The sequence below is a fragment of the Caulobacter vibrioides genome (assembly GCF_002858865.1).
GTDB classification, from domain to species: domain Bacteria; phylum Pseudomonadota; class Alphaproteobacteria; order Caulobacterales; family Caulobacteraceae; genus Caulobacter; species Caulobacter vibrioides.
The window spans coordinates 76,248-102,081 of the sequence record NZ_PJRR01000007.1 but is presented as its reverse complement, the minus strand read 5'-3'; the positions used below and the strand labels follow the sequence as shown (position 1 = coordinate 102,081).

The following is a 25,834-nucleotide window of genomic DNA, read 5'->3' as shown; positions in this document are numbered from 1 at the left end:
CATAGCCGATGGGGTCGGTTTGGAGGAGCCGACCGCTACTCGCCCCCTACCCGCGCCCGCCACTTCGCCTTCAGCGTATGCGAGGTCTCCCGCGAGCCGTCCGGGCTCCAGCCGGGCGGGCCGAACACGTAGCCGATCGCCTCCTTCGGCGACTTCGAGCCCGCCACATCCTTGGCGATGCCGACCCACTCGTGGAAGACGTTGTGCAACAGGTTGAAGTTGCCCAGGTTCTTCACCGTGCCATAGCGGCAGGGCTCCTCGTCGACCTCGGGGATGAAGGTGCCGAACAGGCGGTCCCAGATGATCAGGATGCCGGCGTAGTTGGCGTCCAGATAGCGCGGGTTGCGGGCGTGGTGGACGCGGTGATGCGAGGGCGTGTTGAACACCGCCTCGAACCAGCGCGGCATGCGCCTCACCGCCTCGGTGTGGATCCAGAACTGGTAGACGAGGCTGATCCCCTTCTGGATCGCCACCATCGCCGGCGGGAAGCCGAAAAACACCAGCGGCAGCCACAAGAGCCAGGTCCCGGCCACGCCGCCGGTCCAGGTCTGACGCAGCGCGGTCGACAGGTTGTAGTGGGTCGAGGTGTGGTGATTGACGTGGCTGGCCCACCAGAACCGGCGCTCGTGGGCGATGCGGTGGAACCAGTAATAGGTCAGGTCCTCCAGGAAGAAGACCGCGACCCAGGCCCAGACCGCGGTCATCGGGATCGTGAACAGCCGATGCTCATAGACCCAGACCGTAGCCGCGAAGATCACGCCGCCGAACAGCACGCCGGCGATGGTGCTGCCCAGGCCCATGCTGAGCGACATGGCGGTGTCGCGCGTCTCATAGTTGGCCTTGGCCTTGCCAAAGCGGCCGAGCAGGATCTCCAGCACGATGGCGAGGACGAAAAACGGGATCGCCAGTTGGACGGGATCGAAGGGGGCTTTCAGCATCAGGCGAGCTCTTTCGGCGGCCAGACATCGTCATTGACGGCGAAGGTGGGACGAGCGTCGGAGACACGAACGGTCAGGCGTCCAGCGGCCGGCTTCAGCGCCGCAACGGCGCTCCAGGGCAGGTCTCGGGCGACATAGCCGTCGCCGCGCTTGTAGAGGACCAGCGCGAGGTCCCCATCCCGCGCGATCACGCCCGCCCCATCGGCCGCGATCCAGGTGGCCTGGGGCTGATGGTCGGGGAACTCGATATCGAGCAGCGCCTTGGCCGCGGCGGGGTCCAGGGGCGGCGTGGCGCGGGCCACGCCCAGCCAGCCGGCGAACGCCACCAGAAGCGCCACGGCCACGACCGAGCCGCCCAATTGAATCAACAGCGCCTTGTCCAAGACCGACGCATCCCCCCGTAACTTATTGCCGTTCAGATTGACGACCGGGGGACGGTCGTCAAGCCGTGAACGCCCCAGCCTCGGTGAAAGGCGCAAGGCGCGGGCGCCGGCCCCGGCGAGCCAAGTCCGCCCCCCGGGGATGACAGCCAGACGCTCGAGGAGGGTGACGAGACCGCCAACCGTGCTATCTACGGGTTCAAACAAGTGTCAGAACGCGGACCCGTCTCTTCTGCAGCGAGGTCCGCGCGTATCATCGGGACCGTCGTCTTGCCGCAAGCCGTCATCGCCGCCACGGGGCTGTACACCCCGCCTCACAGCATCTCGAACGCCGAGTTGGTCGAGGCTTTCAACACCTTCGTCGAGCGCTTCAACGCCGCCAACGCCGAGGCCATCGCGGCCGGCGAGGTCGTCGCCCTGGCCCCCTCCTCGCCCGAGTTCATCGAGAAGGCTTCGGGCATCAAGTCGCGCTTCGTGATGGACAAGAGCGGGATCATCGATCCGGAGATCATGCGCCCGATCCTCCCCGAGCGCCCTAATGAGGAAATCTCGATCCTGGCCGAAATGGCCGTCGAAGCCGCCAAGCAGGCGATCGCCCGCTGGGGCAAGCCGGTGTCAGAGATCGGCGCGGTGATCTGCGCGGCCTCGAACATGCAGCGCGCCTATCCGGCCATGGCGATCGAGGTGCAGCAGGCTCTGGGGATCGAGGGCTTCGCCTTTGACATGAACGTGGCGTGCTCCTCGGCGACCTTCGGCATCAAGACCGCCGCCGACTTCATCACGACCGGCAGCGCCAAGGCGGTGCTGATGGTCAATCCCGAGATCTGCTCGGGCCACCTGAACTTCCAGGATCGCGACAGCCACTTCATCTTCGGCGACGTCGCCACGGCAGTGATCATCGAGGACGCCGACCAGGCGCAAGGCGGCTGGGAGATCGTCGGCACCCGTCTGAAGACCCAGTTCTCCAACAACATCCGCAACAACTTCGGCTTCCTGAACCGCGCCGCGCCGGAAGGGGTCGGCGCCAAGGACAAGCTGTTCGTTCAGGAAGGCCGCAAGGTGTTCCGCGAGGTGGTGCCGATGGTGAGCGAGATGATCGTCGAGCACGCCAAGGACCTGGGCGTCGATCCGACCGGCCTCAAGCGCCTGTGGCTGCACCAGGCCAACATCAACATGAACGAGATGATCGGCCGCAAGGTGCTGGGCCGCGACCCGGCCCCGGGCGAAAACGTCATCATCCTGGACGAGTACGCCAATACCAGCTCGGCCGGATCGATCATCGCCTTCCACTCGGCCAACGACGACTTCGCGCCGGGCGAGACGGGCCTGATCTGCAGCTTCGGCGCCGGCTATTCGGCCGGCACAGTGTTCGTCCGTAAGCGTTGATCGAGACCAGCGGCGGAACACCCCGCCCCTTTCGCCATCTACGGGCTAGCGGACCGCGTGCGCCTGTATAGAAATGCGCGAGATTGTTTCGCCGTAAGGTCTGTTCGATGCGATTCCCTGCCCGCCGCGCTGTCCTCTCCGGCCTTGGCCTCGCCCTGCTCGCCGCGTGCGGCAAGAAGCCGGACGCGGGGGCCAGCGGGTGGGACCGGATCAAGGCGTCGGGCAAGCTGCGCGTCGGACTGGAAGGCACCTACCCGCCCTTCAATTTCCAGGACAAGTCCGGGCAACTGGCGGGCTTTGAGGTCGATTTCGCCAAGGCCCTGGCTGAGCAACTGGGCGTAAAGGCCGAGTTCAGCCCGGCGCCGTTCGCCGGCCTGCTGGGCTCGCTGGAGTCGGGCCGCATCGACGTGGTGATCAACCAGATCACCATCACCCCTGATCGTCAGGCCAAGTACGACTTCTCCGAACCCTACACCGTCTCGGGCATCCAGATCATCGCACTGAAGGGTAAGCCCGCCCCGACCGGGCCCGAGGGCCTGACCGGCAAAAAGGTGGGCGTGGGCCTTGGCACGAACTACGAGCAGTGGCTTCGCGCCAATGTGCCGACCGCAGACGTCCGGACCTATGACGATGATCCGACCAAGTATCAGGACCTGCGTGCGGGCCGAATCGACGCTGTTCTGAACGACCGCCTTGTCGCCGCCGACTTCGTGAAGACCTCGCCGGAGTTCGTCGCCTCAGGCCAGCCGTTCGCCGCGCAAGGCTCTGGCGTGGCCATGAAGAAGGATCCGGCCCTGAAGGTCGTGATCAACCAGGCGATCAACGCCTTGCGCGCCAACGGCAAGCTGGCCGCCATCTCGCAGCAGTGGTTCGGCATGGACGTCACCCAATAGCGCCATGGATACCGGCCTCGACCTGCTGCGCCAGTCCGCACCGCTCCTGTTGAAGGGCGCGGGCTACACGATCGTCCTTAGCGTCACCGGCATGAGCATCGGGGTGGTCCTCGGTTTCTTGCTGGCCTTGATGCGCCTGTCGCGTTCGGCGCTGCTCCGCTGGCCCGCCGGCGTCTATGTCTCGGCGTTTCGCGGCACGCCGCTCCTGGTGCAGCTCTTCCTGATCTATTACGGCCTGCCGCAATTCGGTCTGGAGATGCCGCCGCTGGTCGCCGCCGGGATCGGCTTTTCACTGAACGTGGCCGCCTACAGCTGCGAGATCCTGCGCAGCGCCATCGCAGCCGTCGACAAGGGTCAGTGGGAAGCCGCCAGCGTGCTGGGCATGAGCCGGGGCCAAACCCTGCGCCGGGTGATCCTGCCCCAGGCCGCGCGCACCGCCGTCGCGCCGCTGTCGAACAGCTTCATCAGCCTGGTCAAGGACACCTCACTGGCCGCCACGATCCAGGTGCCGGAACTCTTCCGCCAGGCGCAGCTGATCACCGCGCGGACCTACGAGATCTTCACCCTGTATCTGGCCGCAGCGGCGATCTACTGGATCCTCTCCACGATCCTGGCCGCCGCCCAGACGCGCCTTGAGCGCCGCGCCGCGGAGGGCCGCCGATGAGCGCGATCGACGCCAAGTCCCTGAAGAAGAGCTTCGGCGACACGCCCGTCCTGGCGGGCGTGGACCTGGCTGTGGTCCCCGGAGAAGTGGTCGCGATCATCGGGCCCAGCGGCTCAGGCAAGAGCACCCTGCTGCGCTGCCTCGCCGGCCTGGAGCCCCTGAATGGCGGCGACCTGACGATCGCGGGCGTCACCGCCGGCGGCAAGACGCCCCTGGCCAAGGCCTTGAACGGAAGGGTCGGCTTCGTCTTCCAGAGCTTCAACCTGTTCCCGCACCGTACGGCGCTGGAGAACGTGATCGAAGGCCCGATCGTCGTGCGCCGCGAAGACCCCGCCAAGGCGCGCGCCAAGGGGTTGGCCCTGCTTGAAAAGGTCGGGCTGGCCGATCGCGTCGACGCCTATCCGTCGGCCTTGTCCGGCGGTCAGCAGCAACGCTGCGCCATCGCCCGAGCCCTGGCGATGGATCCCGAAGTGATCCTCTTCGACGAGCCGACCTCCGCCCTGGACCCCGAACTGGTCGGCGAAGTCCTGGCCGTCATCCGGGATCTCGCCGCCGAAAAACGCACGATGGTGATCGTCACCCACCAGATGGATTTCGCCCGCGATGTGGCCGAGCGAACGATTTTCATGGACGGCGGCGTGATCGTAGAGCAAGGACCTTCGCGTCAGCTCCTCGCCTCGCCGCGCGAAGAGCGGACCCGGCGTTTCTTGGCCAGATCGGGCGTCCTCCAGCCATAATTTGGCCCACGGGACGCTTCACGATCTGAGCGCCGACGCCGGGTGATTTTAATGGCGAGGACAGCTTGAAGCCTTACATCGAACTCAAGGGCGCCTCCGGCGCCGTGTACCGCTACAAGCTGGCCGAGAACGGCGAACCCGGCACCACGATCGCCGGCAACTTTGTCTATGTCGACGCCAAGGGCTTGGTCGTCTTTGCGGGTCAAGCCAACAACCTGGTGGACGCCAAAGCCCGCTGGTCGGAGGCCTGCGCCCGCCACGGCGCGACCTGCCTCTACACCCGGCTGAACGTCTCGGGCGCTTCGCGGGCGGACGAGTACTCCGACCTCGTCATCGCGCTTCAACCCGTGATGAACCAGGCCGACTAGAGCATTTTCCGCCGGGCGGGGACGCGGATAAGGTCGTGTCGCATGCGCCCGGAGATTCTCTTTCCTCTGTTCACCTCGGTCTCCACGCTGAAAGGCGTGGGCCCCCGCGTTGCGCCGCTGGTCGAGAAGCTGGCCGGGCCGATCGTGCGCGACGTGCTGTTCACCGCCCCCTCGGGCCTGATCCGGCGGACGACGACCACGGTCGACCAGGCCGTGGAAAATCAGGTCCAGACCTTCATCGTCACCATCGACGGCCACCAGCCGCCACATCGCCTGGGACAACCCTGGAAGGTCCGCGCCTGGGACGGCACGGGCTTTCTGACCTTGGTCTGGTTCAAGGGCCACGGCCCACATCTGGAGCGCCAGCACCCCAAGGGGGCGCGCCGCGCGGTCAGCGGCAAGGTCGAACGCCCCGAGGTCTTCGCCTCCGAGCTGCAGATCGCCCATCCGGACTACATCGTCGCCGAGGACAAGGCTGGCGACATTCCTCTCGTCGAAACCGTCTATCCCGCCACCCACGGCCTGCCCTCACGGACGTTCCGAAAGCTCGCCCTGGAGGCCCTGGCGCGCGCCCCTGACCTCGCCGAATGGCAGGACGCCGCCTGGATAGAGCGCGAGAAGCTGCCCAGTTGGCGAGACGCCCTGGCGGCCCTGCATGCGCCGGCCAGCGAGGCTGATCTTTCGCCGCTCTCGCGCCCACGCCGCCGCCTGGCCTATGATGAGCTGCTGGCCCACCAACTGGCGCTGGCCCAGCGCAAGGCCGCGCGCCGGTCGCATCCGGGTCCGCGCATCCCGGCGGGCCCGCTGTCCGAAGCCGCCGAGAAGGCCCTGCCCTTCAAGCTCACGGACGCGCAGATCCGCGCCCTGTCCGAGATCCGCGGCGACCTGGCGTCAGGCGAGCGGATGAGCCGGCTGCTGCAGGGCGATGTCGGTTCGGGCAAGACCGTGGTCGCCATGCTGGCCATGGCCGACGCCGCCAGCTCAGGCTTTCAATCGGCGCTGATGGCCCCCACCGAGATCCTGGCGCGCCAGCACTTCGAGACCATCGCTGCGCCTCTGGAGGCGCTGGGCCTGTCGGTGATCCTGCTCACCGGCCGCGACAAGGGCGCGGGTCGGGCGGCCAAGCTGGCGGGGCTCGCCGAGGGCGCCCATCACATCGCCGTGGGCACCCACGCCCTGTTCCAGGACGACGTTGGTTTCCGCGCCCTGGCCCTGACCATCATCGACGAGCAGCATCGCTTCGGGGTCAATGAACGTCGCCGACTGCAGGAGAAGGGCCCCGCCAACGCCGATTGGGGCGTCCACCTCTTGGCCATGTCCGCCACCCCCATCCCGCGCACGCTGGAGCTGACGGTCTTTGGCGATCTCGACGTCTCACGCATCGACGAGAAGCCGCCGGGCCGCACGCCGGTGGCCACCCGCGCCGTCCCCACGCCGCGCGTGCCCGAAATCATCGAACGCCTGCGTGTCGCCATCAGCAGCGGCGCCCAGGCGTTCTGGATCTGCCCGCTGGTGTCGGAGTCTGACAAGGTCGACCTGCGCGCCGCAGAGGATCGCGCCGCCGATCTGGCCCGCCATCTGCCCGGCGTCGGCCTCGTCCACGGCCAGATGCCGCCGGCCGAGAAGGACGCGGTGATGCAGCGCTTCGTCGACGGCGAGGTCAGCGTGCTGGTGGCGACCACGGTGGTCGAGGTCGGCGTCAATGTCCCCAACGCCAGCATCATGGTCATCGAGCACGCCGACCGTTTCGGCCTCGCCCAGCTACACCAGCTGCGCGGCCGTGTGGGCCGGGGCACGCGGGAAAGCGCCTGCGTCCTGCTCTACGATCCGCCACTCTCCGAAGTGGCCCAGCAGCGCCTCGACATCCTGCGGCGTAGCGACGACGGCTTCGAGATCGCCGAGAAGGATTTGGAGCTGCGGGGCGGCGGCGATCCACTGGGTCTGAAGCAGAGCGGCTTCCCGGCCTATCGCCTCGCCGATCCTGTGGCGCATCGCGATCTGATCGCCGTGGCGGCCGACGACGCCCGCCTGATCCTGGCGCGCGACCTGGCCCTTACCTCGCCGCGCGGCCAGGCCCTGCGCACACTGCAGGAACTGTTCGACTGGAAGCCGACCTCGGTGCTGAACGAGGCGGGCTAGTGAGAATGTCGAACATATACGACCCAACATTCGTCAAAGGCGTCTTCGACCGTTGCTCGGGCAAGTATATCGCCTTCAGCTGGATTTGCTCATTCGGCTTCACCGAGCGCTGGCGACGGCAGTGCGTCTCAGCATTACCTCAGCCCTCCAGCACGACACCCGTTGGCTACGACTTCATGGCCGGCACAGGCGAAGTGTGGCCACACCTGCTGAGGCGCTTTCCCAGACTGACGTCGATCACGGCGGTCGATATCTCCTCGGGCATGCACCAGCGGGCCCTGGAGCGCCTGCATCGCCATCGCGCCCACAGAATTGCGTTCATCGAAGACGATATCCTGTCGAGTGCGCTTCCGCCGGACAGCGCCGACTTTGTCGTCTCAACATTCGGATTGAAGACCTTCAATCCTGAACAACATGTCCGTCTTGCTGCTCTAATCGCCCGCAGCTTGCGCCCCGGCGGCGTCTTCTCGTTAGTCGAGGCGTCCGATCCCAAAGGCTGGATCCTGCGCCCACTCTATCTATTCCAACTGAAGAAGGTGCTGCCGTTGATTGAACGAATTTTCCTGGCCGGAGCCCAGGACTTCACGATGATCGGGACCTACAGCAGCAACTTCGGTGACGCCTCTGCCTTTGGCGAGATGCTTCGTGCAGAGGGCCTACAAGTCGAGTTCAAGCGTTGTTTCTTTGGTTGCGCAACGCTCGTAGCAGGCCGAAAGCCGAACTAGTGCGCCGCCACACCCTTGCGGTGATGCCACAGGTGCATCACGCCCGCCAAAACGCCGCCGATCACCAGACCGACGGCGGCCGAGCCGAGGGCGAAGGCCAACCAACCGGTGACCGGCCCCACGACCGGCGCCTGGCCCGCCCAATGCGAGAGACCCTCGACCCAGTGCGGGATCGGCGTGAGATGGAAGTGTTCCAGGCCGTGCACGATAATGCCGCCGCCGACCCAGAGCATGGCCGCCGTGCCGATCACCGTCAGCGCCTCCATGGTCACCGGCATGGCCTTGACCAGGCCGCGTCCGAGCGCTTGCGAGCCCTTGTTCGGACGGCGGGACAGATGCAGGCCGATGTCGTCCATCTTCACGATCAGCGCCACCGCGCCATAGACCGCCACCGTCAGCAGCACACCGACCAGGGCCAGCGCCCCCGCCTGCATGGCAAGGCTCAGATGCGCGACCTCGGCCAGGGCGATGGCCATGATCTCGCCCGACAGGATCAGGTCGGTGCGGATCGCCCCGTCGACCTTCTGCTTTTCAAGATCTGGACCGCTGAGCGCCAGCTCCTCGATCGCCTCGCCTTCGGCTTCCGGTGTAAAGGCCTCGAGCACCTTCTCGGTCGCCTCGAAGGCGAGATAGGCGCCGCCGAGCATCAGGATGGGGGTCACGGCCCAAGGCGCGAAGGCCGATAGGATCAGCGCGCCCGGCAGCAGGAAGATCAGCTTGTTGCGCAGGGAGCCCATCGCGATCTTCCAGACGATCGGGAGCTCGCGATCCGGCGTGAAACCCATGGCGTAGCCGGGCGTCACCGCCGCGTCGTCAACCACCACGCCGACGGCCTTGGTCCCGGCCTTCCCCGCAGCGGCGCCGACGTCGTCCAGAGAGGCGGCGGCGAGCTTGGTGATGGCCGCGACATCATCGAGCAGCGCGGCGAGGCCGGAAGGCATGGAAGATCCTGTTTCAAGCGCTTGAGCGCCCTGTGCGTAAGGCGCGCCGCGTTCATCGTAAAGCGCGGAGGCTCTTGCGTGACGCTGGGTGAAGGCGGGAACCATTCGCTCATGGACGTCGCCACAGCCATCGACCTGCTCGCGCCTCGCCTGTCGCCCGCCGCGACCGGAGCCCGCAACGTGCGACGGCTCTCGGGCGGGGCCAGTCTGGAAACCTGGGCCTTCGACTTGAGCGACGGCACGCCGCTGATCCTGCGTCGCCGCCCGGACGGCGCTCTGCCCCGCGAGACGGCCCTGCCCCTGGCCTCCGAGGCCGCCTTGATCCGCGCCGCAGCCGCCGCCGGCGCGCCGAGCCCCGGCGTGGCCCATATCTGTGAGCCTGGCGACCAGCTGGGCGAGGCCTATGTGATGCATCGGCTCGAGGGCGAGACCCTGGGCCGTCGCATCGTCCGCGACGAGGCCTTCGCAGCCGTCCGTCCCGGGCTCGCCCGGCGCTGCGGCGAGGTCCTGGCCCAGATCCACGCCACGCCGACCGATCACCTTCCGCCGCTGGCGACCTCGGACGCGCGCGGCGAACTCGCCCGCTACGAGGGCGTCTATCGCGATCTCGATGCACGGCGACCGATCCTGGAGGCCGCGTTCCGGTGGCTGGAGGCTATTGCGCCGGCGCCGCCTGAACGGCCCGTGCTGGTCCACGGAGACTTCCGAAACGGCAATCTGATGATCCACCCGGACCGGGGCCTGGTCGGCGTCCTAGACTGGGAGTTGGCGCACCTGGGCGATCCGGCCGAGGACCTCGGCTGGATCTGCGTCAACTCTTGGCGCTTCGGCGAATGGCGCAAGCCCGTGGGCGGCTTTGGCGACTATGCCGAACTGTTGGCGGGATATGGCGGCTACATCAGCCTGGACCGCGTCCGGTTCTGGCAGGCGCTGGGATCGCTGAAGTGGGCGGTGATGTGCCTGATGATGTACCAGAGCTTCGCCACCGGCGCGGACCGCTCGGTAGAGCGCGCCATGATCGGGCGGCGGACCAGCGAGGCCGAGATCGACCTGGTGACCTTGATGGAGGGCGCGGCGTGATCACCCACCCTACCGCCGCCGAGCTGGCTCAAGCGGTCGCCGCCTTCGACGCCGAGGTCGCCACGCCCGGCGATGCGCGCCATGCCTTCCTCTCCCGAGTCGCCGACAACGCCCGGGCGATCCTGGCGCGCGAGGCGGAACAGGGCGCCACGCTGGAGGCCGAGGCGACCGCGCGACTTGGTGATCTGCTGGGAGAGACCGGGGACTTCGAGGCGCTGAATCACCAGCTCTGCGAGGCGCTGAGGCGTGGTGGGATATCACCCCTGGATGCGCGCCTCCTCGCCCATCTGAAGGCGACGGCGATCGGTCAGATCGCCATCGACCAGCCGACCTATGGCGGCCTAGCCGCCCTGCTCTCCGCTGGCGGCGGGGCTTAGCGGCCGGCCGATCTTGGCTTCAGCGCGCGCCATCGCATCGGCTTCGATATCCGCATAGAACAGGTTGAACCCATCGACCTTGCGCCGATCCGCCCAGGAGCCGGTATCACGCAGGGCGTTGGACTTCGGCCGGCTGGTGCGCAGCAGACCATTCTCGCATCCCGCCGAGACCTGGCGCTGCAGAAAAGCCGGGCGTGCGCCCCAGTCCAGGCCGGTGGCGTTGGCGGCGCCCAGGTTCATGCGCGCCGGCGCGCGCTCGGTCGTGACGCCGCCCAGCAGCGGGTTGAAACACAGCGGCTGGCGATGCTCGAGATTCACCAGCTGGTCCGCGCCATCCCACACAAGCGAACGCCCGGTCAGTTCCTGGGCGGTATGAAAGTCGCCCTCCTGCGCCGACGCCCAGGCCGCCACGCAACCGCTCAGCCCTCGCCTCTGACAGGCCGGAAGGGGCGCTGTCGCGCCGTACTCGTCGGCCGGAACCACGGTCTCGATCAGATAGGCCGCCACCAGACGACGCTTGAGGTCGGGCTTGCCGGCGATCTCCTCCCGCAGGAGGCGCGCGACCAGCGAGCCGCCCTGCTCCACCCCGACAATCACGAACGGCCGGTCCTGGCCATAGCGCGAGACATAGGCGCGGAAGGCTTGCAGGACGTCGCCATAGGCGAAGCGACGGGCGTCACGAGCGTCATCGCGCAGGGTCAGATAGGTGTAGAGGCTGGCCTGCCGATAACGCGGCGCGAACAGGCGCCCGACCCGCTCGAAGGGCCCCGCATAGTTCGGCAGCACCACCCGCGCCAGAAAACGCTGGGCCTTGGGTTGGTCGATGCCCCCGTTCCAGTCGCGCCCGCCGTCAAAGGTGGTGGGATGGACGAAGAAGACGTCGACCAGTGGATCGGCGGCGCCCGGCGCCTCTGGTCGCGCCGGCAGCAGGGCCCAGGCCTCCCGCTTGCCATAGTCGGGCGCGGGCGGCGGCTTATAGGTCAGGAATGGAACCTTGGGATCCAGCGCGTTGCTGAGGATGTCGTAGCGCCAGATGAAGGCGGCCGCGAGGATCAGCGCTAGGAACAGCGTCGCCCCGGCGAAGATCCAGCGCTTGAAGCCTTTGAACGAACCGCCCATGCGCCTGGGTTACACCAAGCCTTGGGCGGCTTTAAGCCCCTTCCTGGCCGATGATGGCGACCGAGCAGACATTGCTGGCCGGCGCGCCGCCCAGGTTGTGGGTCATGCCGAAAACCGGGTTGGCCAGCTGTCGCTCCCCCGCGCGGCCCTGAAGCTGCAGGTACATCTCGTAGAGCATTCGCAGGCCCGATGCGCCGATGGGGTGGCCGAAACACTTGAGGCCGCCGTCGATCTGGCACGGCACGCCGCCGTCGGCGTCGTAGAAGCCGTCCAGCACGTCGCGCCAGCCCTGGCCCTCGGGCGAGATGAACAGGTCCTCCATCGTCACCAGCTCGGTGACCGAGAAGCAGTCGTGCACCTCCATCATCGAGATCTGCTCGCGCGGGCGCTCGATGCCGGCCTCGCGATAGGCCTTGCCGGCCGCGATACGGGCGGTGTGGAAGTGACTGCCGTCCCAGCCGTTGTACTGGCTCTCGTAGCCGTTCGAGACCGACAGCTGCAGCGCCTTGACCGTGACTAGGTCGTGCTTGCCCAGCGCGCGGGCGATCTCCGGCGTGGTGACGATCGCGGCCGCCGCGCCGTCCGACACGCCGCAGCAGTCGAACAGGCCCAGGGGCTCGGCGATCAGCGGCGCATTGAGGGCCTGCTCCTCGGTGATCGGCTTGCGCAGGTGGGCCTTGGGGTTCTTGGCGCCGTTGGCGTGGCTCTTGACCGAAACGTGGGCGATGGCCCGCTTGAGGTCTTCCTTCGAGACACCGTGCTTGGCGCGATAGGCGCTGGCCAGCTGGGCGAAGTTGCCGGGCGCGGAGCCATTGGGCATCACCTGCGGGCTCAGCGTGCCGGGGTTGGCGACCGGCAGACCGCCATAGCCGGTGTCCTTCAGCTTCTCGACCCCGACCGCCAAGGCGATGTCGGCCGCGCCGGCCGCCACCGCATAGACCGCGCCGCGGAAGGCTTCCGAACCCGAGGCGCAGAAGTTCTCGACGCGGGTGACGGCGATGTTGGGCAGGCGCAGGGCGATCGACAGCGGCGTGCCGCCCTTGCCCGAACCGATCTCGTCGATGTGGGTGGAGAACCAGGCGGCGTCGAGCTGGGTCGGCTCGATGCCGGCGTCCTGCATGGCCTCCAGATAGGCCTCAACCATCAGGTCGTCCGGACCGGCGTCCCAGCGCTCGCCGAACTTGGAACAGCCCATCCCGAGAATGGCGACCTTGTCGCGAATACCTTGAGGCATGTCGGTCTCCCTATTCGGCGGCTTGAGCGGTTTGCGCGGCGATGGCGGCGCGGTCGGGCGTCGCCTTCCAGAAGTAGCGGACGAAGCCGCGCTTCTCGTCGACTTCCTTGATACGGAACACCATCCGCACCGGTAGGCCGGTCTCGACGTCGCCTGGAGACACGTCGGTGATGTCCATCATGATCCGACCACCGCCCTCGAAGACGACCATGCCGTAGTGGTTCGGCGGCGCCATGGAAAAGGTCAGGTAATCAGCGGAATAGCTGAGAATGCTCGCACGTCGCTCGGCGAACTTGTACGGCTCCTGGGTGTCGACGGCGGGATTGTTCGGCGCCACCGAGATGCGGGTGCGCGGGAACTGGATGACGCCCGTCTCGCGGCAGCGGCCGCCGACCAGGCCCAGGATCATGTCCTCGTTGCGATAGAGGGTGGTCAGGGCCGTCTTGTTGTCCTTCTCGGCCCGCATCCCCTTTTCCCAGTCAACAAGGCCGTTGAAGGTCAGGAATTTCAGATAGTTGGTCTCGACTTCTCGATCGGCGAGCGACCCCGTCACGCCGCGCGCCGGGCGCGTTCCTTCGCCCGTGGCCCGGAACACCAGGGCCTCTGCGCCTTGGCCGAATTGGGCGACGAGGATGATCTCGCCGGCCTTGGCCTGCTCCAGCGCGTGGGCCAGCATGATCGGGCCATGCGCGCAGCCCGCCTCGCCCATCACGGCGGCGAGGTTGTCGCGGACCGCCTCAGGCTTGATCCCGACCGACTTCGCCACGGTGGCGGCCATGCCGGAGAATGTTGACGGGAAGCAAAAATGATCGACATCCGAGGCGCTTAACCCCGAAACCTCAAGCGCCTTGCGGATCGCCGGCGGGACCAGCTTGACGATGCCCTCGTCGCGGATCCACCGCTCTTCCCAGTAGTAGTCAAAGCCACCGTCATCGCCCCGGAAGTGGTCGACGAAGTCGTCGGTGACACTGCCACGCCCCAGGAACTCGGCCGCGCCGGGACCATCAGAGATCACGAAGGCGGCCGCGCCGTCGCCGAAGTCCAGCTCCTGGGCCGAGACCGCGCGGGCCTTGCGGCGCTCGCCCACCGCGACCAGCGAGGTTCCGCCGGCGGCGAGCGCCTGCCCCAGCGCCGTCAGCCCGCAACGCTGCGAGCCCGTCACGTCGCTGGCCGTGATCGACTTCTCCAAGGTGAGCGCCGCCGACACGATCCCCGCGTTCAGGCGGTCGGCGAACGGCGCGGTCGTCGAGGCGAAATAGAGGCTGTCGATGTGCGAGCGATCGTCGTCGGGCCCAAGCGCGTCACGCGCCGCCTCGACCGCCATGGTCAGGGCGTCCTCGTCCCAGTTGGCCATGGACCGCTCGCCCTTGCCCTTGGCCTTGAGGTTCGGCGCAACCCAGGCGTTGGCCTCGGTGACGGCCTTGCGGCTCAAACGCAATCGCGGCGCATACGCGCCCCAGGCGGCGATGCCGACCATGTCTCGCTCCCTGACCGTCGGGCTCTTCCCGACTTATCGACGGTCAGCTTACGCTCGCGGAAACGGACGGCAATCGTGCCCCGACGTTAGCGGGGCGCGGTTCAGCGATAGGGATCTTCGGTGTTCAGATAGCCCGCCACATAGTCGGCCACGCCGTCTTCCAGCGCGGTCATCGGCGCGTTGTAGCCGGCCGCGCGCAGGCGGCTCATGTCGGCCTGGGTGTAGTACTGATACTTGCCGCGCAGCACCTCGGGCATGTCGATATAGGTGATGTCGGGCGCACGACCCGCGGCCTCGAACGTGGCAACCGCCAGATCCCGGAACGAACGCGCCTGGCCCGAGCCGAGGTTGAAGACGCCGTTCACGGCGGGGCTCTTGGCCAGCCAGCCGACGACGTCGACCACGTCGCGGACATAGACGAAGTCGCGCAGTTGGCCGCCGTCCTCGTAATCCGGGTGATGCGACTTGAAGAGCTTGACGCCCTCGCCCGCCGCAATGCGTGGCCAGATCTGGGCCACGACCGACTTCATGCCGCCCTTGTGGTCCTCGTTGGGGCCGTAGACGTTGAAGAACTTCAGACCCGCCCACTGGGCCGGCGCGCGACCGCGCTGGGCCTCGCGCACGGCGTAGATGTCGAACAACGCCTTGGACCAGCCATAGGCGTTCAGCGGCCGCAGGGCCTGCAGCGACGCCAGATCGTCCCTGCCGTCGAAGCCGAGAGCCCCGTCGCCATAGGTGGCGGCCGACGAGGCGTAGATCAGGCGCTTGCCGTGCTGGGCGCACCAGTCCCACAGGTCGCGCGAGAGCACGAAGTTGGACTGCACGATCTTGTCCGCGTCGACCTCGGTGGTCGACGAGACCGCGCCCATGTGGACCACCAGCTCGACCTCGGCGCCGCGCTTAGCGAGCCAGTCGAACAGCTGCTCGGGCGCGACGAAGTCGGCGATCGCATGCTTGGCGATGTTGCGCCACTTGCCGCTGGCCGCATCGCGCAGGCGGTCGCAGACAACGACATCCAGCGCCGGGTCCTCGCAGAGGCGCGCGACGATGTTCGAACCGATGAAGCCGGCGCCGCCGGTGACCAGGACGATGCGGCGGCTCATGCTCAGGCGGCCTTGGTCAGGGCGTCGTAGCGCAGCAGGTTGGCGACCAGAGCCTCGAACTCTTTCATCGGCACCATGTTGGGACCGTCCGACGGCGCGTTGTCAGGATCGGGGTGGGTCTCGATGAAGACGCAGGCCACGCCGACGGCGACGGCGGCCCGCGCCAGGGTCGGCACGAACTCGCGCTGGCCGCCCGAGGACGTGCCCTGCCCGCCCGGCTGCTGGACGCTGTGGGTCGCATCGAACACGACCGGGCAGCCGATCTCCTTCATGATCGGCAGGGCGCGCATGTCGCTGACCAGGGTGTTGTAGCCGAACGAGGCGCCGCGCTCGCAGGCCATCACGTTCGGGTTGCCCGCGCCCGTGACCTTGGCGATCACGTTCTTCATGTCCCACGGCGCCAGGAACTGGCCCTTCTTGATGTTGATAGCGCGGCCGGTGCTCGCGGCGGCGACCAGCAAGTCGGTCTGGCGGCACAGGAAGGCCGGGATCTGGATGACGTCGACGGCCTCGGCCACGATCGAGCAGTGGCTGGTCTCGTGCACGTCGGTCAGGGTCGGCAGGCCGGTGACCTCGCGGATCTCCTGGAAGATCGCCAGGCTGTCCTTCAGGCCGATGCCGCGCTGGGCGTTGGCCGAGGTGCGGTTGGCCTTGTCGTAGGAGGTCTTGTAGATCAGCCCTACGCCCAGACGGGCGGCCATTTCCTTCAGCGCGTGGGCCGTCTCCAGGGCGTGCTGGCGGCTTTCCATCTGGCAGGGGCCGGCGATGATCGACAGCTTCTCGCCGTTGCCGATGCGGACAGGCGCGCCGGTGGGAGTCTTGATCTCGACGACGGCGTTGGGGGCGACGGCTTTGGGCTGATCCACGACGGCTATTCCAGCGTATTAGGGCTTCGGGCGCCCCAGAGGTGACCCTTGGGGCAAGACGGTGCAAGTGCGGAACGACTCTGGCGACAGCAAGGCGAACCTGGACGCCGTCATCGTGTGGTTTCGCAAGGATCTGCGCATAGCCGACAATCCGGCCCTGCGCCATGCTGCGCAAAGCGGTCGCCCCGTGATCCCGCTCTACATTCTGGACGAAACACCCGGCATTCGGCCTATGGGCGGCGCCTCGCTGTGGTGGCTCGACAAGTCGCTCAAGAGCCTGGCCGCCAGCCTTGAGACACTCGGGACCAAGCTCGTCCTTCGCAAGGGCGTCGCCGCCGAGGTGCTTGACCAGCTCATCGCGCAGTCGGGCGCGCGCAGCGTGGTCTGGAACCGCCTCTACGATAAGCCGTCGACCGATCGCGACGCGGCGATCAAGGCCGCGCTCAGGGATCGCGGCGTCGACTGCCAGAGCTTCAACGCCGGGCTCCTGAACGAGCCCTGGACCGTCAAGAACGGCTCGGACCAGCCCTACAAGGTCTTCACCCCCTACTGGCGCGCCGCCCGTGAACACCTGACCGACGTCGCGGTCACGGCGGCGCCCGGTCATCTTGTAGCGCCGGCTCGTTTCCCAGCCAGCGAAAGCCTGGCCAGCTGGAACCTGCATCCGACGAAGCCGGACTGGTCCAAGGGCTTCGACCTCTGGACGCCCGGCGAGGCCGGCGCTCATGCGCGGCTCGACGCGTTCCTGAAAGGACCAATCAAGGGCTATGGCGACCAGCGCGACATCCCGGGCGTCGAAGCGACGTCGAAGCTGTCGCCCCACCTGCATTTCGGCGAGATCGGCCCACGACAGGTCTGGTTGGCGACCCGCAGCGCCGCCGACCAAGGCGACATCCCGCTCGCCGAGGCCGATAAGTTCCTGTCGGAGATTGGCTGGCGCGAGTTCAACCATTCGATCCTGTACAACTGGCCGCACATGCCCAGCGCAAACTTCAAGCCTGAGTTCGACAGCTTTCCCTGGGTGAAGGACGAGGGCGCGCTGGAGGCCTGGAAGAGGGGCCAGACCGGCTATCCGATCGTCGACGCCGGAATGCGCGAGCTTTGGACCACCGGCTTCATGCACAATCGGGTGCGCATGATCGTCGCGTCGTTTCTGATCAAGCACCTGATGATCGACTGGCGCGAGGGCGAGGCCTGGTTCTGGGACACGCTTCTGGACGCCGATCTCGCCAACAATGTCGGCAACTGGCAGTGGACGGCGGGCAGCGGCGCCGACGCCGCGCCCTACTTCCGGATCTTCAATCCGATCGCCCAGGGCGAGAAGTTCGACCCCAAGGGCGACTATGTCCGGCGTTGGGTTCCGGAACTTCGCAACGTTTCAGACGATGTTATCCACAAGCCGTGGACCAAACCCCTACATCTGCCGGCTGCCGCCAAACGTCTCTATAGCCGACCGATCGTCGACCACGCCATGGCGCGGGCGCGGGCGCTGGAGGCCTATCATGGCCTCTAGCCGAGCGCGGGGTTTACGAGCCGGTCGCCAACGGCCTTAACTGGTGTGTAACCGCATGCGAGATCCCGACTTGCAAACCGCGCTCTGGAACGACCCTGATCTGCGAACCGCACCCACGGCGTTTCGTGCCGCCCTGCGCGTCATCGACGGCAACTGGGACGCCGGATCGATCACCTGGATCCTGCCGACCGGCAAGGCGTTTAAGGTCACGGGCCCCAACCCCGGGCCGGACGCGACGCTGAAGGTCAATGATTACAACTTCATGCGCCGGGCATTTACGTCCGGCGCGATCGGCTTCGCCGAAGGCTTCATGGCCGGCGAATGGGAGACCCCCGACCTGTCGGCGGTGCTGGAGGCGTTCTCTCTGAACTTCGACAAGCTCGGCGTCCTGGTGTCGGGCAACCCGCTGATGCGGGCCTTTCACGGGCTTTACCACCTGTTCCACCGCAACAGCCGTTCGGGCTCGCGGAAGAACATTCACGCCCACTACGACCTCGGCAACAGCTTCTATTCGCAGTGGCTGGACCCGACGATGACCTATTCCTCGGCGCTGTACGAGCGCCCGGGCCAGTCCCTGCCCGAGGCCCAGCGCGCCAAGTACGCGGCCCTGGCCCGCACGATCGATCTGGCGCCGGGCAAGCACGTTCTGGAGATCGGCTGCGGCTGGGGCGGCTTCGCCGAATTCGCCGCCAAGGAGGTGGGGGCCAAGGTCACCGGCATCACCATTTCTCAGGCCCAGTACGATTTCGCCCGCAAGCGGCTGTTCGAGCAGGGACTTTCCGAAAAGGCCGACATCCGGCTGGTGGATTATCGAGATGTCGAGGGTCGCTATGACGCGGTGGCTTCGATCGAGATGTTCGAGGCCGTGGGCGAGGAGTACTGGCCGGCCTATTTCAGCAAGGTGCGCGACGTGCTGGTCCCCGGCGGCCGCGCCGGCCTGCAGATCATCACGATCCGCGACGAGTTGTTCGACGAGTATCGCGGCCAGACCGATTTCATCCAGCGCTACATCTTCCCGGGCGGCATGCTGCCCAGCGAAGCGCGCCTCAAGGAAGAGACCGAGCGCGCGGGTCTGGAATGGAGCGATCTCAAGCGCTTCGGCCAGAATTATGCCGACACCCTGGCCGAATGGGCGCGTCAGTTCGAGGCGGCCTGGAGCGAGATCCGCAAGGACGGCTTTGACGAGCGCTTCCGGCGCCTATGGCGGTTCTATCTCAGCTATTGCGAGGCCGGGTTCCGGACCGAGCGGACCAACGTGATCCAGCTGGGTCTCAGCAGAGCCTAGTTGATGAGCCTTTTGGCCTGGTATGTGTCGCCGACCTCTTGTGGATAAGGCCCTAACCACCTCAACCTCTTGAGGCTTTCACCGCCCCGATGTCGCACCTTCAGGAAAACTGGGGTTGCGCAGGGGCGGTGCGACACGATCTACCAGCGATCCGCAAAACAGCCCCAAGGCTCGCCATGTCCGCTCTGCCCAGCGTCCTTGACGCGATCGGAAAAACGCCCCTGATCCGCCTGGCCCGCGCCAGCGAAGCCACGGGCTGCGAGATCCTAGGCAAGGCCGAGTTCATGAACCCGGGCCAATCGGTCAAGGACCGCGCCGCGCTGGCCATCATTCGCGACGCCGAGGCCAAGGGTTTGCTGCGCCCCGGCGGTCGGATCGTCGAAGGCACGGCGGGCAACACCGGCATCGGCCTGGCCATGGTCGCCTCGGCGCTGGGCTACAAGACGACCATCGTCATCCCGCGCACCCAGAGCCAGGAAAAGAAGGACGCCATCCGCCTGCTGGGCGCCGAACTGGTCGAGGTGGACGCCGTCCCCTATTCCAACCCCGACAATTACGTCCGCTATTCCGGGCGCTTGGCTGAGGAACTTGCCAGGACGGAACCCCACGGCGTGATCTGGGCCAACCAGTTCGACAACACCGCCAACCGCGACGCGCACTATCACACGACGGGGCCGGAAATCTTCGATCAGACAGGTGGTAAGGTCGACGGCTTCATCTGCGCCGTCGGCTCGGGCGGCACCCTGGCCGGCGTGGCCGCAGCGCTCCGCGAGCGCAAGCCGGGCGTCCGGATCGGTCTGGCCGATCCCTACGGCGCGGCGCTTTACGCCTGGTACAAGGACGGCGAACTCAAATCGGAAGGCTCCTCGATCAGCGAGGGCATCGGCCAGGGCCGGATCACGGCCAATCTCGAGGGCTTGGCGATCGACGATCCGTTCCGGGTGTCCGACCAAGAGATGCTGGAAGTGCTCTATGACCTGGTGCAGCACGAAGGCCTTTGCCTGGGCGGATCGGCCGGGATCAATGTCGCCGGCGCGATCAAGCTGGCGACGGCGATGGGCCCCGGCCACACCATCGTGACGGTGCTGTGCGACCACGGCTCGCGCTACCAGTCCAAGCTCTTCAATCCCGTCTTCCTTAAGGAAAAGGGCCTGCCGACGCCGCCCTGGATGTAGCTTGCGATCGGGGCGCGCGGGGGCGATGTTGCCCGGCCCACAACGTGGCGAGTCAGACCCCGAAAGGCGCCCCATGAGCACCCCGTCCGATCCGCTGGTCACCACCGCCTGGTTGGCTCAGCATCTTGAGGCTCCGGACGTGCGCGTGGTCGACGCCTCCTGGCACATGCCGGCCGCCCAGCGCGACCCGCACAAGGAGTTCCTGGCGGCGCATATTCCAGGCGCGGTGTTCTTCGATATCGACGAGATCGCGGACGAGTCCACTGACCTTCCCCACATGATCCCGTCGCCGACCAAGTTCGCCTCGCGGGTTCGCAAGCTGGGCCTGGGCGACGGCTCGCGGATCGTGGTGTACGACAGCACCGGAATCCTGCCGGCCGCCCGCGTCTGGTGGCATTTCCGGGCCATGGGTCACGAGGACGTCGTTGTGCTGGACGGAGGGCTTCCCAAGTGGATCTCCGAGGGCCGCCCGATCGAGGATGGTCCGGCCTTTCCGCAGGAACGGCACTTCACGCCGCGCTATCAGGCCGACGTCTATCGCTCGCTCGAGCAGATGCGCGACATCGTGGCCACGGGTCGCGAGCAGATCGTCGATGCGCGCGCCGCCGGACGCTTTGGAGGCGTCGATCCCGAGCCGCGCGCCGGCCTGCGCGGCGGTCACATGCCCGGCGCCCGCAACATTCCGCTGTCGGCCCTGATCGCGCCGGATGGGACAATGCTGTCGGCGGAAAAGCTCAAGCCTGTGTTCGAGGCCGCCGGCGTGGATATCAACAAGCCCGTCGTCTCCACCTGCGGCTCGGGCATCACCGCCTCGGTCGTGGCCCTGGCGCTGGCGCGCATGGGCAAGCCCCGTTCGGCGGTCTATGACGGCTCGTGGACGGAATGGGGCGGCCTGGCGGATACGCCGGTCGTCACGGGACCGGCCCAGTAGCCCACCGCACCACCGAGACCCGCCATGGATGAAGAAACCCGCCTGATCCACACGGGCTCGGAGCCTGCTCGCCTGGGGCGGACCGTCAATCCGCCGATCCAGCGGGGCTCGACCGTCCTGCTGCCGGACGCCGCCTCGCTCTACGACGACGACCAGCTGACCTACGGCATCACGGGTCTCTCCACGCCCGTGGCGCTGCAGAACGCCCTGGCCGAACTGGAGGGCGCGACGAACGTCACCCTCTACCCCTCGGGTCTCGCCGCGATCACCGGCGCCATGCTGGCCGTGCTGAAGGCCGGCGATGAGGTGCTGGTCGTCGACAGCGCCTACAAACCCACCCGCCGCTTCTGCGATCGCGTACTGGGCCGGTTCGGCGTTACGACGCGCTACTACGACCCGAAGCTCTCGCCCGAGGCGCTGATGGGCCTGGTGACCTCGAGCACCCGCCTGATCGTGCTGGAAGCGCCCGGCTCGTTGACCTTCGAGATGCAGGACATCCCCGCTATCGCCGCCGCGGCGAACGCGCGCGGCGTCCTGACCCTGATCGACAACACCTGGGCGGCCGGCCTGCTGTTCAAGCCGCTGGCGCATGGCGTCACGATGAGCGTCCAGGCCCTGACCAAATATGTCGGCGGGCACTCTGACTGCTTCATGGGCTCGGTCGCCACCTGCGACGACGCGGTCGCCAAGCTCTTGGGCGACGCCATGTGGGACATCGGTTGGTCGGTGTCGTCCGACGACGCCTACACCATGCTGCGCGGTCTGCGGACGCTCGCGACGCGCCTGCCCCGCCACGCGGAGAACGGCCTCGCCATCGCCCGCTGGCTTCAGGAGCGACCCGAGGTGGCGCGGGTGCTGCACCCCGCCCTCCCCGGCGACGCCGGACACGCGATCTGGAAGCGCGACTTCACCGGCGCCTGCGGCCTGTTTGGCGTCGTGTTGAAGCCCTGCTCGCAGAAAGCGGTCCACGCCTTCCTCGATAGCCTGAAGCTCTTTGGCCTGGGCTTCTCGTGGGGCGGCTATGAGAGCCTTGCGCTGAACTGCGACCCGCAGCTTGGCGCGCGATCAATCCCGGTCGATCTGGAGGGTCCGCTGCTGCGCTTCCACATCGGGCTGGAAGGCATCGAAGACCTCAAGGCCGACCTTCGGCGGGGGTTCGAGGCCCTGAAGGCCGCGAAGGCCTGACGGACCCGCTCAGCAGGCGCTGATCAGTCCCTCGGCGACGTACTGCTTGGCCACGGCTTCGGCGACCTTGATGCCGTCGACGGCCGCCGAGAGGATGCCGCCCGCATAGCCCGCGCCCTCGCCCGCCGGATAGAGGCCGGCGGTGTTGAGGCTCTGGAAGTCCTTGCCGCGCGTGATGCGCACCGGTGAGGAGGTGCGGGTCTCGACCCCCGTAAGCACCACGTCGGGATGGTCATAGCCGGGGATCTGGCGGCCGAAGATCGGCAGCGCCTCGCGCATGGCCTCGATGGCGAAATCGGGCAGACACTGCGCCAGGTCCGTCAGGTGGACCCCCGGCTTGTAGGACGGCGTCACCGCCCCGAACGCGGTCGAGGGCCGGCCGGCCAGGAAGTCGCCGACCAGTTGGCCGGGCGCCTTGTAGGTCCCACCGCCGGCCTGGAAGGCCAGGCTTTCCCACTTGCGCTGGAAGTCGACACCCGCCAGCGGGTGGCCCGGATAGTCGCGCTCGGGATCGATGTCGACGACGAAGCCGGAATTGGCGTTCCGCTCATTGCGCGAATACTGGCTCATGCCGTTGGTCACGACGCGGCCGGGCTCCGACGTGGCGGCGACGACCGTACCGCCCGGGCACATGCAGAAGCTGTAGACCGTCCGACCGTTCTTGGCGTGATGCGAGATGGCGTAGGCGGCCGCGCCCAGGTCCTTGTGGCCCGCGCAGTCGCCAAAGCGGGCGCGATCGATCCACGATTGCGGGTGCTCGATCCGCACGCCGATCGAGAACGGCTTGGCCTCGATATGGACGCCGCGATCGTACAGGACCTGGAACGTGTCTCGCGAGCTGTGACCCAGGGCCATGACCACGTGCCGGGCCGGCAGATGGCCCTGCCCGGCAATGTGCAGACCCGCCACCCGGCGCACGCCGTCCTCGCCGACCTCGATGTCAAAGTCCTCGACCCGGTGCTGCCAGCGATACTCGCCGCCCAGGCTTTCGATCAGGGCGCGCATGTTCTCGACCATGTGCACCAGGCGGAAGGTGCCGATGTGCGGATGGGCCTCGGTCAGGATCTCTTCCGGGGCCCCCGCCTTGACGAACTCGGTCAGCACCTTGCGGCCCAGGAAGCGGGGGTCCTTGATCTGGCTGTAGAGCTTGCCGTCCGAGAAGGTCCCCGCCCCGCCCTCGCCGAATTGGACGTTGGATTCCGGATTGAGCTCGCTACGGCGCCACAGTCCCCAAGTGTCCTTGGTGCGCTCGCGAACGACCTTGCCGCGATCGACAATGATCGGCTTCAGGCCCATCTGCGCCAGGATGAGACCCGCGAACAGGCCGCAGGGTCCTGCGCCGATGACCACGGGACGCGGCCCGTCAAAGCCCTCGGGAGCCTTGGCGACGAAGCGATAGCCAGTGTCGGGCGTGACCCGCACATGGTGGTCGCCCTCGAACCGGCCCAGCACTGCGGCCTCGTCGCGCAGGACGACATCGACCGAGTAGACCATCTGGATGGCCGACTTCTTGCGCGCGTCGTTGGCGCGCCGGGCCACCGCGAAGCTCACCAGGTCGGTGGCCGACAGGCCCAGGCGCGCCAGGATGGCGGGCTCCATCGCGTCCGGCGGATGGCCGAGCGGCAGCTTCAGTTCCGAAATACGCAGCATGACGCGCGTCTTAGCCGGAACGCAGCCGATACGCCATCCGGGACTAGGACGTCGCCCCTTCGCCCCTCGGTTAGTCCAACCTCACAACCACGACGGATTTCGAGGGAATGTCGAGGGTCAGCCGGTCCCCGGAGAGCTTGCCGCCTTTGAACGGGGCCGGAACCACGACGGGCTTGGCGCCGAAGTCGTTCATCGCGTCCATCTTGTCGGCCGTCAGAACCTGGCCGCTCACCGTCTTGGCCTTCAGGCCCGCCAGCGAGACGTTCAACTTCACGCTGTCGTCGAGAGCCATGTTCGCGACCGCGACATAGATTTTGCCGTCCTTGCCCTTGGCCGCCGAGGCGTTGAAGGCCGGGATCTTGCTGCCCGCGACATCGATCTCGGGCGCCGTGATCTCAAGCGGAATGGCGGTCGAGTCCTGGAACGGCATGTACATCTGGTGCGCATAGTAGGTCGGGGTCAGCACCATCTGGTCGCCCTTGGTCAGGATCACCGCCTGCAGCACGTTGATGGTCTGGGCGATGTTGGCCATCCGCACGCGCTCCGCGTGCTTATGGAAGATATTGAAGTTCACCGCCGCCAGAACGCCGTCGCGCAAAGTGTTCAGCTGATAAAGATGGCCGGGATTGGTCCCCGGTTCGGTGTCGTACCAAGTCCCCCACTCGTCGACATAGAGACCGATGCGCTTCTGAGGATCGTTGCGGTCCAGCACCGCGATGTGCTGGCGAAGCAGATCATCCATCCGCAACGTCTGAGCGAAGGACTTGCCCCAGGCGGCCTTGTCGAAGCCGGTGGCCGCGCCCTTCTTGTTCCAGTCGCCGGTCTGGATCGTGTAGTAGTGCAGCGAAATGGCGTCCATCCGCTTGGCCGCCGCCTTGGTCACCACGTCGGTCCAGTTCACGTCGAATGAATTGGCGCCCGACGCCACGCGCACCGCCGGATTGTCGCTGTTCTTGTGGAAGAATGACGAGAAGCGACGGTACTCGTTGGCATAGTACTCTGGCGTCATCTCCCCGCCACAGCCCCAGCTCTCGTTGCCGATGCCGATGAACGGCACCTTCCAGGGCTTGTCGCGACCGTTGGCGCGGCGCTCCTGGGCCAAGGTGTCTTCGCCCGGCGAGGTCATGTACTCGATCCACTCGCGCATCACGGTCGGATTGGACGAGCCGACATTGACGGCGACATAGGGGTCGGCGCCGACCTGCTCGGCGAAATCCATGAACTCGTGGGTGCCGAAGGCGTTGGTCTCAGGCGAGCCGCCCCACCAGTTGTTCTTGCGCGACGGACGCTTGTCGCGCGGGCCAATGCCGTCGCGCCAGTGGTACTCATCGGCGAAGCAGCCGCCCGGCCAGCGGATCACAGGAGTCTTGATCGCCTTCAGCGCGCCGACGACGTCGCTGCGGACGCCTCGGACATTGGGAATCTTCGAATCCGGCCCGACCCAGATGCCGTCATAGACGCCCGCGCCCAGATGTTCGGAGAATTGGCCGTAGATGTAGCGCGAGATCGCCGGACCCGATTGATCGGCCCGCAGCGTCGCCGTCGCGCTGATTTCGCCCGCCTGCGCGCTCGTCGCCACGACCAGTAGCGCGATCGCCGCGCCCAACCACTTGCCGCCCATGATCCTCTCCCCAATCAACGATACGTCGTTGAGGAAGCCATAGCAGG

Annotated in this window: 24 protein-coding genes; 14 read left to right on the top strand and 10 right to left on the bottom strand. The window is 67.0% G+C overall.

Annotation, left to right across the window (positions count from 1 at the left end; genetic code table 11):
* Window positions 1-35 precede the first annotated feature (35 nt).
* A complete protein-coding gene (locus CVUC_RS03595) occupies window positions 36-938 on the bottom strand; it encodes a sterol desaturase family protein (protein WP_096033090.1) in 903 nt (300 codons plus the stop codon).
* Window positions 938-1,321, bottom strand: a complete 384-nt coding sequence (locus CVUC_RS03590; protein ID WP_164468111.1) for a hypothetical protein — start codon at window positions 1,319-1,321, stop codon at window positions 938-940. Before CVUC_RS03590 ends, CVUC_RS03595 begins: the two co-directional genes overlap by 1 nt.
* Before the next feature lie 267 nt (window positions 1,322-1,588).
* Here CVUC_RS03590 and CVUC_RS03585 point away from each other — a divergent pair, with 267 nt between their 5' ends.
* The 7 genes from CVUC_RS03585 to CVUC_RS03555 all read left to right on the top strand — a co-directional run bounded on the left by CVUC_RS03585 (window position 1,589) and on the right by CVUC_RS03555 (window position 8,230).
* The gene (locus CVUC_RS03585) at window positions 1,589-2,704 is read left to right on the top strand and encodes a beta-ketoacyl-ACP synthase III (RefSeq protein ID WP_164468110.1); all 1,116 of its coding nucleotides are present in this window, start codon (window positions 1,589-1,591) and stop codon (window positions 2,702-2,704) included.
* Between the two features lie 107 nt (window positions 2,705-2,811).
* A complete protein-coding gene (gene tcyJ / locus CVUC_RS03580; protein WP_096033088.1) occupies window positions 2,812-3,597 on the top strand; it encodes a cystine ABC transporter substrate-binding protein in 786 nt (261 codons plus the stop codon).
* Between the two features lie 4 nt (window positions 3,598-3,601).
* Entirely contained in the window at window positions 3,602-4,261 is a 660-nt protein-coding gene (gene tcyL, locus CVUC_RS03575; protein WP_096033087.1) for a cystine ABC transporter permease, read from the top strand.
* Entirely contained in the window at window positions 4,258-4,998 is a 741-nt protein-coding gene (locus tag CVUC_RS03570; protein ID WP_096033086.1) for an amino acid ABC transporter ATP-binding protein, read from the top strand. Before tcyL ends, CVUC_RS03570 begins: the two co-directional genes overlap by 4 nt.
* Before the next feature lie 65 nt (window positions 4,999-5,063).
* Window positions 5,064-5,366, top strand: coding sequence for a hypothetical protein (locus tag CVUC_RS03565; protein WP_010919314.1), 303 nt, complete (start codon window positions 5,064-5,066; stop codon window positions 5,364-5,366).
* Between the two features lie 42 nt (window positions 5,367-5,408).
* On the top strand, window positions 5,409-7,505 hold the full coding sequence (gene recG, locus CVUC_RS03560; RefSeq protein ID WP_096033085.1) for an ATP-dependent DNA helicase RecG: 2,097 nt from the start codon (window positions 5,409-5,411) through the stop codon (window positions 7,503-7,505).
* Between the two features lie 5 nt (window positions 7,506-7,510).
* Complete coding sequence (locus CVUC_RS03555; protein ID WP_096034759.1) at window positions 7,511-8,230, top strand: class I SAM-dependent methyltransferase; 720 nt, start codon at window positions 7,511-7,513, stop codon at window positions 8,228-8,230.
* Here CVUC_RS03555 and CVUC_RS03550 read toward each other — a convergent pair.
* Window positions 8,227-9,171 carry a DUF808 domain-containing protein gene (locus CVUC_RS03550; protein ID WP_096033084.1) on the bottom strand — a complete coding sequence of 315 codons (945 nt, stop codon included), beginning with the start codon at window positions 9,169-9,171 and terminating at the stop codon, window positions 8,227-8,229. The genes CVUC_RS03555 and CVUC_RS03550 overlap by 4 nt on opposite strands.
* Window positions 9,172-9,282: 111 nt before the next feature.
* Between CVUC_RS03550 and CVUC_RS03545 the strand changes: the two genes are divergently transcribed.
* Window positions 9,283-10,251, top strand: a complete 969-nt coding sequence (locus CVUC_RS03545) for a phosphotransferase family protein (protein WP_233279807.1) — start codon at window positions 9,283-9,285, stop codon at window positions 10,249-10,251.
* A complete protein-coding gene (locus CVUC_RS03540; RefSeq protein WP_096033082.1) occupies window positions 10,248-10,628 on the top strand; it encodes a DUF6285 domain-containing protein in 381 nt (126 codons plus the stop codon). Before CVUC_RS03545 ends, CVUC_RS03540 begins: the two co-directional genes overlap by 4 nt.
* Here the strand turns inward: CVUC_RS03540 and CVUC_RS03535 are convergent.
* The 5 genes from CVUC_RS03535 to kdsA all read right to left on the bottom strand — a co-directional run bounded on the left by CVUC_RS03535 (window position 10,593) and on the right by kdsA (window position 16,427).
* Window positions 10,593-11,747, bottom strand: coding sequence for a DUF3089 domain-containing protein (locus CVUC_RS03535; RefSeq protein ID WP_096033081.1), 1,155 nt, complete (start codon window positions 11,745-11,747; stop codon window positions 10,593-10,595). The two genes, CVUC_RS03540 and CVUC_RS03535, sit on opposite strands and share 36 nt — an antisense overlap.
* A gap of 31 nt (window positions 11,748-11,778) precedes the next feature.
* The gene (locus CVUC_RS03530) at window positions 11,779-12,981 is read right to left on the bottom strand and encodes an acetyl-CoA acetyltransferase (protein ID WP_096033080.1); all 1,203 of its coding nucleotides are present in this window, start codon (window positions 12,979-12,981) and stop codon (window positions 11,779-11,781) included.
* A gap of 10 nt (window positions 12,982-12,991) precedes the next feature.
* Complete coding sequence (locus CVUC_RS03525; protein ID WP_096033079.1) at window positions 12,992-14,458, bottom strand: hydroxymethylglutaryl-CoA synthase family protein; 1,467 nt, start codon at window positions 14,456-14,458, stop codon at window positions 12,992-12,994.
* Window positions 14,459-14,559: 101 nt separating this feature from the next.
* Window positions 14,560-15,561, bottom strand: coding sequence for an ADP-glyceromanno-heptose 6-epimerase (gene rfaD / locus CVUC_RS03520; RefSeq protein WP_096033078.1), 1,002 nt, complete (start codon window positions 15,559-15,561; stop codon window positions 14,560-14,562).
* 2 nt (window positions 15,562-15,563) lie between these two features.
* Window positions 15,564-16,427, bottom strand: a complete 864-nt coding sequence (kdsA, locus tag CVUC_RS03515) for a 3-deoxy-8-phosphooctulonate synthase (protein WP_096033077.1) — start codon at window positions 16,425-16,427, stop codon at window positions 15,564-15,566.
* 61 nt (window positions 16,428-16,488) lie between these two features.
* Here kdsA and CVUC_RS03510 point away from each other — a divergent pair, with 61 nt between their 5' ends.
* The 5 genes from CVUC_RS03510 (at window position 16,489) to metC (ending at window position 22,516) form a co-directional block, all read left to right on the top strand.
* Window positions 16,489-17,940 (top strand): cryptochrome/photolyase family protein, encoded by a 1,452-nt coding sequence (locus CVUC_RS03510; RefSeq protein ID WP_096033076.1) that lies wholly within the window; start codon window positions 16,489-16,491, stop codon window positions 17,938-17,940.
* Between the two features lie 43 nt (window positions 17,941-17,983).
* Complete coding sequence (locus tag CVUC_RS03505; protein WP_012640238.1) at window positions 17,984-19,225, top strand: SAM-dependent methyltransferase; 1,242 nt, start codon at window positions 17,984-17,986, stop codon at window positions 19,223-19,225.
* A gap of 176 nt (window positions 19,226-19,401) precedes the next feature.
* Window positions 19,402-20,400 (top strand): cysteine synthase A, encoded by a 999-nt coding sequence (locus CVUC_RS03500; RefSeq protein WP_096033075.1) that lies wholly within the window; start codon window positions 19,402-19,404, stop codon window positions 20,398-20,400.
* A 73-nt stretch (window positions 20,401-20,473) separates the two neighbouring features.
* Window positions 20,474-21,331: a 3-mercaptopyruvate sulfurtransferase gene (gene sseA / locus CVUC_RS03495; RefSeq protein WP_096033074.1), complete on the top strand. Its 858-nt coding sequence runs from the start codon at window positions 20,474-20,476 to the stop codon at window positions 21,329-21,331.
* A 24-nt stretch (window positions 21,332-21,355) separates the two neighbouring features.
* Window positions 21,356-22,516, top strand: a complete 1,161-nt coding sequence (metC, locus tag CVUC_RS03490; protein WP_096033073.1) for a cystathionine beta-lyase — start codon at window positions 21,356-21,358, stop codon at window positions 22,514-22,516.
* Between the two features lie 9 nt (window positions 22,517-22,525).
* Here the strand turns inward: metC and CVUC_RS03485 are convergent, their stop codons facing one another.
* Both CVUC_RS03485 and CVUC_RS03480 read right to left on the bottom strand, forming a co-directional pair.
* Window positions 22,526-24,166, bottom strand: coding sequence for an NAD(P)/FAD-dependent oxidoreductase (locus CVUC_RS03485; protein ID WP_096033072.1), 1,641 nt, complete (start codon window positions 24,164-24,166; stop codon window positions 22,526-22,528).
* A 70-nt stretch (window positions 24,167-24,236) separates the two neighbouring features.
* Window positions 24,237-25,787, bottom strand: coding sequence for an alpha-N-arabinofuranosidase (locus tag CVUC_RS03480; protein ID WP_096033071.1), 1,551 nt, complete (start codon window positions 25,785-25,787; stop codon window positions 24,237-24,239).
* Window positions 25,788-25,834: the final 47 nt, after the last annotated feature.

Excerpts from the sequence above, each read along its gene's own strand:
- tcyL (WP_096033087.1), top strand. The coding sequence starts at position 3,602 with ATGGATACCGGCCTCGACCTGCTGCGCCAGTCCGCACCGCTCCTGTTG.
- CVUC_RS03595 (WP_096033090.1), bottom strand. The coding sequence starts at position 938 with ATGCTGAAAGCCCCCTTCGATCCCGTCCAACTGGCGATCCCGTTTTTC.
- recG (WP_096033085.1), top strand. The coding sequence starts at position 5,409 with ATGCGCCCGGAGATTCTCTTTCCTCTGTTCACCTCGGTCTCCACGCTG.
- CVUC_RS03535 (WP_096033081.1), bottom strand. The coding sequence starts at position 11,747 with ATGGGCGGTTCGTTCAAAGGCTTCAAGCGCTGGATCTTCGCCGGGGCG.
- metC (WP_096033073.1), top strand. The coding sequence starts at position 21,356 with ATGGATGAAGAAACCCGCCTGATCCACACGGGCTCGGAGCCTGCTCGC.
- CVUC_RS03545 (WP_233279807.1), top strand. The coding sequence starts at position 9,283 with ATGGACGTCGCCACAGCCATCGACCTGCTCGCGCCTCGCCTGTCGCCC.
- tcyJ (WP_096033088.1), top strand. The coding sequence starts at position 2,812 with ATGCGATTCCCTGCCCGCCGCGCTGTCCTCTCCGGCCTTGGCCTCGCC.
- CVUC_RS03500 (WP_096033075.1), top strand. The coding sequence starts at position 19,402 with ATGTCCGCTCTGCCCAGCGTCCTTGACGCGATCGGAAAAACGCCCCTG.
- CVUC_RS03530 (WP_096033080.1), bottom strand. The coding sequence starts at position 12,981 with ATGCCTCAAGGTATTCGCGACAAGGTCGCCATTCTCGGGATGGGCTGT.
- CVUC_RS03480 (WP_096033071.1), bottom strand. The coding sequence starts at position 25,787 with ATGGGCGGCAAGTGGTTGGGCGCGGCGATCGCGCTACTGGTCGTGGCG.
- CVUC_RS03485 (WP_096033072.1), bottom strand. The coding sequence starts at position 24,166 with ATGCTGCGTATTTCGGAACTGAAGCTGCCGCTCGGCCATCCGCCGGAC.
- CVUC_RS03525 (WP_096033079.1), bottom strand. The coding sequence starts at position 14,458 with ATGGTCGGCATCGCCGCCTGGGGCGCGTATGCGCCGCGATTGCGTTTG.
- rfaD (WP_096033078.1), bottom strand. The coding sequence starts at position 15,561 with ATGAGCCGCCGCATCGTCCTGGTCACCGGCGGCGCCGGCTTCATCGGT.
- CVUC_RS03550 (WP_096033084.1), bottom strand. The coding sequence starts at position 9,171 with ATGCCTTCCGGCCTCGCCGCGCTGCTCGATGATGTCGCGGCCATCACC.
- CVUC_RS03555 (WP_096034759.1), top strand. The coding sequence starts at position 7,511 with ATGTCGAACATATACGACCCAACATTCGTCAAAGGCGTCTTCGACCGT.
- sseA (WP_096033074.1), top strand. The coding sequence starts at position 20,474 with ATGAGCACCCCGTCCGATCCGCTGGTCACCACCGCCTGGTTGGCTCAG.
- CVUC_RS03570 (WP_096033086.1), top strand. The coding sequence starts at position 4,258 with ATGAGCGCGATCGACGCCAAGTCCCTGAAGAAGAGCTTCGGCGACACG.